At 65.4% G+C, this 6,346-nt stretch carries 7 protein-coding genes; 3 read left to right on the forward strand and 4 right to left on the reverse strand.

Annotated elements, in window-relative coordinates; genetic code table 11:
- Together IT472_RS01860 and IT472_RS01865 are read right to left on the reverse strand one after the other, a co-directional pair.
- On the reverse strand, window positions 1–1,390 hold a 1,390-nt coding region (locus tag IT472_RS01860), incomplete at its 3' end, for a M1 family metallopeptidase (RefSeq protein WP_297177510.1).
- Window positions 1,391–1,684: 294 nt separating this feature from the next.
- Window positions 1,685–2,596 carry a peptidylprolyl isomerase gene (locus IT472_RS01865; RefSeq protein ID WP_343231797.1) on the reverse strand — a complete coding sequence of 304 codons (912 nt, stop codon included), beginning with the start codon at window positions 2,594–2,596 and terminating at the stop codon, window positions 1,685–1,687.
- Between the two features lie 124 nt (window positions 2,597–2,720).
- Between IT472_RS01865 and IT472_RS01870 the strand changes: the two genes are divergently transcribed.
- Window positions 2,721–3,080 carry a PadR family transcriptional regulator gene (locus IT472_RS01870; RefSeq protein WP_297177515.1) on the forward strand — a complete coding sequence of 120 codons (360 nt, stop codon included), beginning with the start codon at window positions 2,721–2,723 and terminating at the stop codon, window positions 3,078–3,080.
- Window positions 3,077–3,976 carry a sensor domain-containing protein gene (locus tag IT472_RS01875; RefSeq protein ID WP_297177518.1) on the forward strand — a complete coding sequence of 300 codons (900 nt, stop codon included), beginning with the start codon at window positions 3,077–3,079 and terminating at the stop codon, window positions 3,974–3,976. The genes IT472_RS01870 and IT472_RS01875 overlap by 4 nt, the downstream gene beginning before the upstream one ends.
- A 26-nt stretch (window positions 3,977–4,002) precedes the next feature.
- On the opposite strand, the gene phaZ is transcribed toward IT472_RS01875, so the two are convergent.
- Both phaZ and IT472_RS01885 read right to left on the reverse strand, forming a co-directional pair.
- Window positions 4,003–5,316 (reverse strand): polyhydroxyalkanoate depolymerase, encoded by a 1,314-nt coding sequence (gene phaZ / locus IT472_RS01880; protein WP_297177528.1) that lies wholly within the window; start codon window positions 5,314–5,316, stop codon window positions 4,003–4,005.
- Window positions 5,317–5,403: 87 nt separating this feature from the next.
- A complete protein-coding gene (locus IT472_RS01885) occupies window positions 5,404–5,997 on the reverse strand; it encodes a class I SAM-dependent methyltransferase (RefSeq protein WP_297177522.1) in 594 nt (197 codons plus the stop codon).
- A gap of 39 nt (window positions 5,998–6,036) precedes the next feature.
- Here IT472_RS01885 and IT472_RS01890 point away from each other — a divergent pair.
- On the forward strand, window positions 6,037–6,346 hold a 310-nt coding region (locus IT472_RS01890; RefSeq protein ID WP_297177525.1), incomplete at its 3' end, for a CopD family protein.

Raw genomic sequence — 6,346 nt, forward strand, 5'->3', positions numbered from 1 at the left:
CCAGCCACGCTGAGGTTAGGTTCAAGACCTGGTTGCGCTCGGTCATCATGCGCTGGTCCCAGTACTCGTTCATTCCTTCGTCGAGCATCGGCTCCTCGAATTCGTTGGAGCCGAGGATGCCGTAGAAATAGCCGTGGCCGAACTCGTGCACGGTGACGAAGTCGAGCGCGAAGCGACCGAGGCTGCCCGCAGCCACCTCCGATGTGCTGTCGGCGGTGAAGAAGGTGGGATATTCCATGCCCCCGGCTTCGGCCGCGCCATAGGGCGGCACCACCGCGGTGGCGGTCTTGTAGGGATAGGGGCCGAGCGTGCGCGAGAAATACGCCAGCGAGTCGATCGTGGCCTGCGCTACCGGCTCGGCATTGGAAGCGTATTCGGGGTGGTAGAGCACGCGGACTTCGACCGGGCCCCGCGGGCCGTTCCAGGTGCGCACCAGCGGTTTGGCGTAGCGATTGTCGGCGGTCCAGGCGAAATCGTGGACGTCGTGCTGGACGTAGCGGTGGGTCACCTTGCCGTTGCGTTCGACGGGGGCGCCGGTTTCCTGGCCGGTGGCACCGACGGTGTAACCCTTGGGCACGGTCAGGCGCACGTCGTAGCTGCCGTAATCGGCGTAGAACTCGCTGTGCAGGTGGAATTCGTGGGCGTTCCAGCGCGGCGCGGTGGCGCCGCGTTCGCCCGGCAGTTCCAGCACGCCGATCTTCGGAAACCACTGGCCGATCAGATGGAAGCTGCCGTAGTAGCCGGTGCGGGCGACCACCCGCGGCAGCTGGTCGAAGAAATCGATGTTCAAGATGGTGCTGGCGCCCGGTGCCACCGGCTGCGGCAGGTCGATGCGGACCACGCTGCGATCGGTCTTCGGGCCGTTGTCGGGCTGCACGTAGGTCCACTTCGCCGCTGCGCCGCCCTGGGCCACGCGGTCGAGGCGGATGTAGCCGTATTCGCCATCGCCGGTGGAAACATTGCTGCGAAAACCGCTGGCGCTGGCGCGCTTTTCGGTCATGAAGGTGCTGCCGGGGCCTTCAAACGCGTTCAGATACAGGTGCACGTAGATGCTGCACACCGGCTGGGCGCTGCGGTTGCGCCAGGTGAGGGTCTGCTTGCCGGTGACGGTGTGCTTGTCGGGGTCGAGGGTGGCGTCGATCGAGTAGCTCACCACGCGGTCGGACAAGGTGGCCGCGTTGGCGGCGCGCGGACCGCCCCAGGCGTCGGGCGCGCTGGATGTGCGCACTGCGGCGGCATCGGGCGCGGCCAGGGGGATGGCGGTGCAGGTGGTCGCGGCCGGCGGCGTCGTGGTGGGGGGCGGTATTGCTACCGGCGTTTTTGCCAATGCAATCGGGGAAAACAACACGAGCAGCGCGGCCAGCGCAGCGGTGGGGCAGCGGTGGGTCATGTCAGGTATCCGACGGCATCAAACTGTGTCCACAATGCGCGATTGGGGAAGGCATGACAACGTGCCATGAGTCACACCGATGCGATGACAGGCGTCATGCCCAGACCCGAAAGTGGGCGCCCAACTCCAGCCCGCCATGCCTGCGAAAGCGGATAGACGCGGACGCTTCTGGAGTCATCCATGAAAGAGCCAACGTCCATGGGTTCCCGCTTTCGCGGGAACGACGCGCGTTGAACCTGTCATCTCCAATCCGTCATGCCCGCGAAAGCGGGCATCCATGGACGTTGAGAGGTCTTATCGCGCGGGCGGCGTCCGCACCGGCAGCGGGACATTGCACAAATCAATGTGCCCGGGCGGCTGGGTGTAGAAGTCGTCCTTGCGATTGCGCCGCGCCTCGGTGGCGTCGATGAAGGCCTGGCTGTCGGTGCGCAGCAGTTGCAGCGGTGTGCGCTGGTCTGCCGGCACTTCACTGGCCAGCTTGATCGACAGGATCGGCGTGCGCAGTTTGGGATCGGTGTAGAAGCCCATCGGCGCCGGTCCGCGCGTGATCACGCTGAGCAGTTCCATGCCCTGGACCACCCGGCCGACCACGGTGAGCTGGTGATCCAGCGCGCGCGGCGCCTGCCCGATCACGGCGTAGAGTTCGGCGCCGATGCTGGAATCGGGCGCGTTGTTGCGGCCGGCTCCGACCACACCATAGCAGTGGGCGATCCACATCTGGCCGGTCTGCGGATTGCGCCCGACCGGGAAACCATCGGCAAAGCCCACCTGCGGCGCCCAACCATCGACATCGGGCAGGTGGTCGAACGGTACGCCGGCAGCGCTGCGGGTGAATTCGGCCGGCAGATGGGTCCTGGTGTCCGCCGGATAAGGCTTGGCCTTGCCGGCCTCCTCGCCCTCGGCATCGCCGAACTGGACCACGAAATTGTCCTGCGAGCGATAGATCGTCAATCCATCCCAGAAGCCGCCCTTGGCCATGGTCTTGATGTTGGCGACATGCTCGGGCGCGAAGCCCGGCGCCAGTTCGATGATGACGCGACCGCTCGCCAGTTCCAGGTACAGGGTATTGGCCGGATCGAGCTCACGCCAGGCGCTGGCCGGTGCGGCGTCGATGATGTCCTGCGCGCTGCGCGGCTTGGGCGGCGCGCCGACATCCTGCCCGACGGCGGGCGTGGTGGTGGCGACGGCAAGGGCGAAGGCGAGCAGGGCGCGGCGCATGGGCGGGCTCCGGGGGGTGAAGCCGAAAGCATAGCGAATTGCATGACTACTGGCATATTCACTATATCGAAATTAGTAATAGCATTTACTCCAGATTAGCGAAGACGCGGAAATGGACGAAACCCTGTTACGCAAATTCCACAAGGAACTCAGTGCCGGCACCATGTCGCTGGCGTTGCTGGCGGTGGTCGCTGCCAGTGCCGATGCGATGTATGGCTACCAGATCGCCAAGCGGTTGGAGCAGTTCGGCGCTGGCGTGCTGGCCGGCAAGCAAAGCGCACTTTACCCGGTGTTGCGCAACCTGGAAGGCAGCGGCTTGCTGGAAAGCTTCGTCGAGCCGTCCACCAGCGGCCCGCCGCGCCGCTACTACCGCGCCACCACTGCCGGGCGGGAAGCCCTGACCGAATGGTGCGCCGCTTGGTGTGCCACCCGTGATTCCCTCGATGCCGTACTGAAGGATGCCAACCCATGAACGCCGACCTGCCCACCACCATCCCTGCGTATCTCGAACGCCTGAGAGCGGCACTTGCCGGCTGCGATCCGGCAATGGCGCAGGACGCGCTGTACGACGCCGAGGAATATCTGCGTTCGGAATTGACGGCCAACCCCGGCAAGTCCGAGGCCGAGGTGATTTCTTCCGTCGCCGGCAGTTATGGCGCGCCTGACGAGGTGGCCGACATCTACCGCGAGACCGAGGTCAAGGTCCAGACGGCGTTGCGTGCGCCGGCGCCGGCGCCCCGCAAGTCGCTGGCCGGCCAGTTCTTCGGCGTGCTTGTCGATCCACAGACCTACGGCGCACTGTTCTACATGCTGCTGGCTCTGGCCACCGGCACGTTCTACTTCACCTGGGTCGTGACCGGCGCGTCATTGTCCGCCGGGCTTGCGGTGCTGATCATCGGCATCCCGTTCGTGATCCTGTTCATCGGTGCCACCCGCATCCTTGCACTGGTCGAGGGGCGCATCGTCGAGGTCATGCTCGGCGAACGGATGCCGCGCCGCCCGCTGTATACCGATCGGAACCAACCTGTCCTCAAGCGCATCGGCGCGATGTTCACCGATCCGCGCACTTGGGGCACGATGCTCTACTTCCTCGCGATGCTGCCGCTCGGAGTCGCTTATTTCACCGTGGTGGTCACGGGGCTGAGCCTGTCATTGGGCTTCATCGCTGCCCCGATCACGACGGTTTTTGGCTACGGAGACCACGTCACCGTCTGGAACGGCTTGACCGTCCAACAAGCCCCCTGGCTTGGCGTGCTGTTGCCGGTGCTGGGCTTGCTGGCGCTGTTCGCCACCTTGCACCTGGCGCGGTTCGTCGGGCGCATGCACGGCCGGCTGGCCAAGGCGATGCTGGTCAGCAGTCCTGGATAAGGCCGAGCAGGGCAGGAGCGCGGCCGCTAACCGCGGGCGTTCTTGCGTGGAGCGCGCTGCTTTGGCTCGCGATTGCCGGCGGCTGGCACGGGTTGCCGCGCTGCGTGTTCGGCAATGAACCCCCGAACCTGCGGATAGATCTGCGTGCGCCAGCGGCGACCGCTGAAGATGCCGTAGTGACCGGCACCGATGGCGGTGATGTGCTGGCGCTTGTCGTCGGGAATGCCGGTACACAGGTCATGCGCGGCGCGGGTCTGGCCTTGGCCGGAGATGTCGTCGAGTTCGCCTTCGATGGTCAGCAGCGCGCAATCACGGATTTTCGAAGGATCGACGCGTTCGCCGGCCACGTCCCACAGGCCACGCGGCAGCAGGTGCTCCTGGAACACGGTGCGGATGGTGTCGAGGTAATACTCGGCGGGCATGTCCAGCACTGCGTTGTATTCGTCGTAGAACTTGCGGTGTGATTCGGCCGAGCTGAGATCACCCTTCACAAGATCCTGGTAGAAATCCCAGTGCGATGACCCATGCCGTTCCGGGTTCATCGCCACGAAACCCATGTGCTGCAGGAAGCCCGGATACACGCGGCGGCCGACGCCGGGATAGTTGGGTGGCACGGTATGGATCACGGTGTTCTCGAACCACCACAGCGGCTGCCGGGTGGCGAGGTTGTCCACCGCAGTGGGCGAGCGGCGGGCGTCGATCGGGCCACCCATCATCGTCATCGATTTCGGCAGCGACTCGCCGCGTGCGGCCATCAGCGAGATCGCGCCCAGCACCGGCACGGTGGGTTGGCAGACGCTGATGACGTGCAGATTGTCGGTGCCGATGTGGCGGATGAACTCCTGCACATAGGCGACGTAATCGTCGAGGTGGAACGCGCCGGCATCGGTGGGCACCATCCGCGCGTCGGTCCAGTCGGTGATGTAGACCTTGTGGTCGGGCAGCAGGGTGCGCACGGTGTCGCGCAGCAAGGTGGCGTGGTGGCCAGACAACGGCGCGACCACCAGCACGGTCGGGTCATCCTTCATCCGCGCCAGCCCGTCGGCCTGGTCGTGGTAACGCTTGAAGCGCAGCAGGCGGCAGAAGGGTTTTTCCAGCGCGACCCGTTCGACCACCGGGATCGCCCGGTCTTCGACGTCGATCTGGTGGATGCCAAATTCGGGTTTCTCGTAGTCCTTGCCGAGCCGGTACATCAGCTCGAAACCGGCTGCGGTGCGCTGCGAGCCGGGCAGCGCGGACAGCCAGCTGTCCTGCGCGGAGTAGATGCGGGCGTTGGCGTCGGCCCAGTATGCAAAGGGCGCAAGGCCCGTGCGCCAGAGTTCATGGAATGGGTAAAGCACCATCGGCTGCTCAAGTCCCCGTTTGCGGCGATGCAGCATAACGCGCTGGGCGCGGTGGAATGTGATCCAGTTCGCTTTTTTCGTGCGTCAGGCCGGAAGCTCCAGCGCTGCGGCGGCATCGACTCGACCGGGTGACAGCCAGCAATGTGAACCCAGAGGGTGCAAACCCAGCGCGCGCAAGCGTTTGCGATAGAACGCGGCGGGCCGCGCCTTGAACTCGACCTCATCACCCACCGCCTGATCACTGCGGGTGAAGGCTTCGATGAAAGCGACCCCGCCGCACAGCTCCGCCAGTGCCGGCAAGCCGCGGTCGAGTTCGCGGGTCGGCAGGTAGTGCAGCACGTCACTGCAAACCAGCAGATCGACCGGCGGGCAGGGCCGCAGCTGCGCGAAGTCACCGAAGCGCGCGTAGTGCAGGTTGCGCCGGCGGCCGTAGCGGGCGATGGCGTATTCGCTGGCGTCGAAACCCAGGTAGTGCAACTTCGGTCGCAGCTTCAGCAGCGGCGCGCGCCACGCGCCTTCGCCACAGCCGATATCGAGCACCGTGCGAAGTGGGCGCTCCAGATGGTATTCGGCGGTCGCCACCGCCAGCAGCACCTTGCGCGCCAGCCGTACGGCACCGCCGATGCCGCCGTGGCGATACCAGCGGTCGAAGTAGGCGCGGTCGTAGGTCTTGGTCATCGTGGCATCCTAATGGCGAATCTGTCGTTGAGCCCGCGCATGGCCTATCTGCTGACCAAGACCTTCCACCTCGTGTTCGTGATCGCCTGGATGGCGGCGGTGTTCTACCTGCCGCGCATCCTCGTCAACCTCGCCGAGGCCGGTGCTGAACCGGCGGTCCGTGAGCGCCTGTTGCTGATGGGCAGGCGCTTGTACCGCTTTGGCCATGTGATGTTCGGCCTTGCCTTCGTCGGTGGGCTGGCACTTTGGTTGCATTTCGGGATCAAGGGCGGCTGGCTGCACGCGAAGTTGGCGCTGGTGGCGTTGCTGTTCGCGTATTACATCGCCAGCGGGCGCCAGCTGAAGCGCG

This window comes from Thermomonas sp. (assembly GCF_020850895.1).
GTDB lineage: Bacteria > Pseudomonadota > Gammaproteobacteria > Xanthomonadales > Xanthomonadaceae > Thermomonas.

Excerpts from the sequence above, each read along its gene's own strand:
- IT472_RS01870 (WP_297177515.1), top strand. The coding sequence starts at position 2,721 with ATGGACGAAACCCTGTTACGCAAATTCCACAAGGAACTCAGTGCCGGC.
- IT472_RS01875 (WP_297177518.1), top strand. The coding sequence starts at position 3,077 with ATGAACGCCGACCTGCCCACCACCATCCCTGCGTATCTCGAACGCCTG.
- IT472_RS01885 (WP_297177522.1), bottom strand. The coding sequence starts at position 5,997 with ATGACCAAGACCTACGACCGCGCCTACTTCGACCGCTGGTATCGCCAC.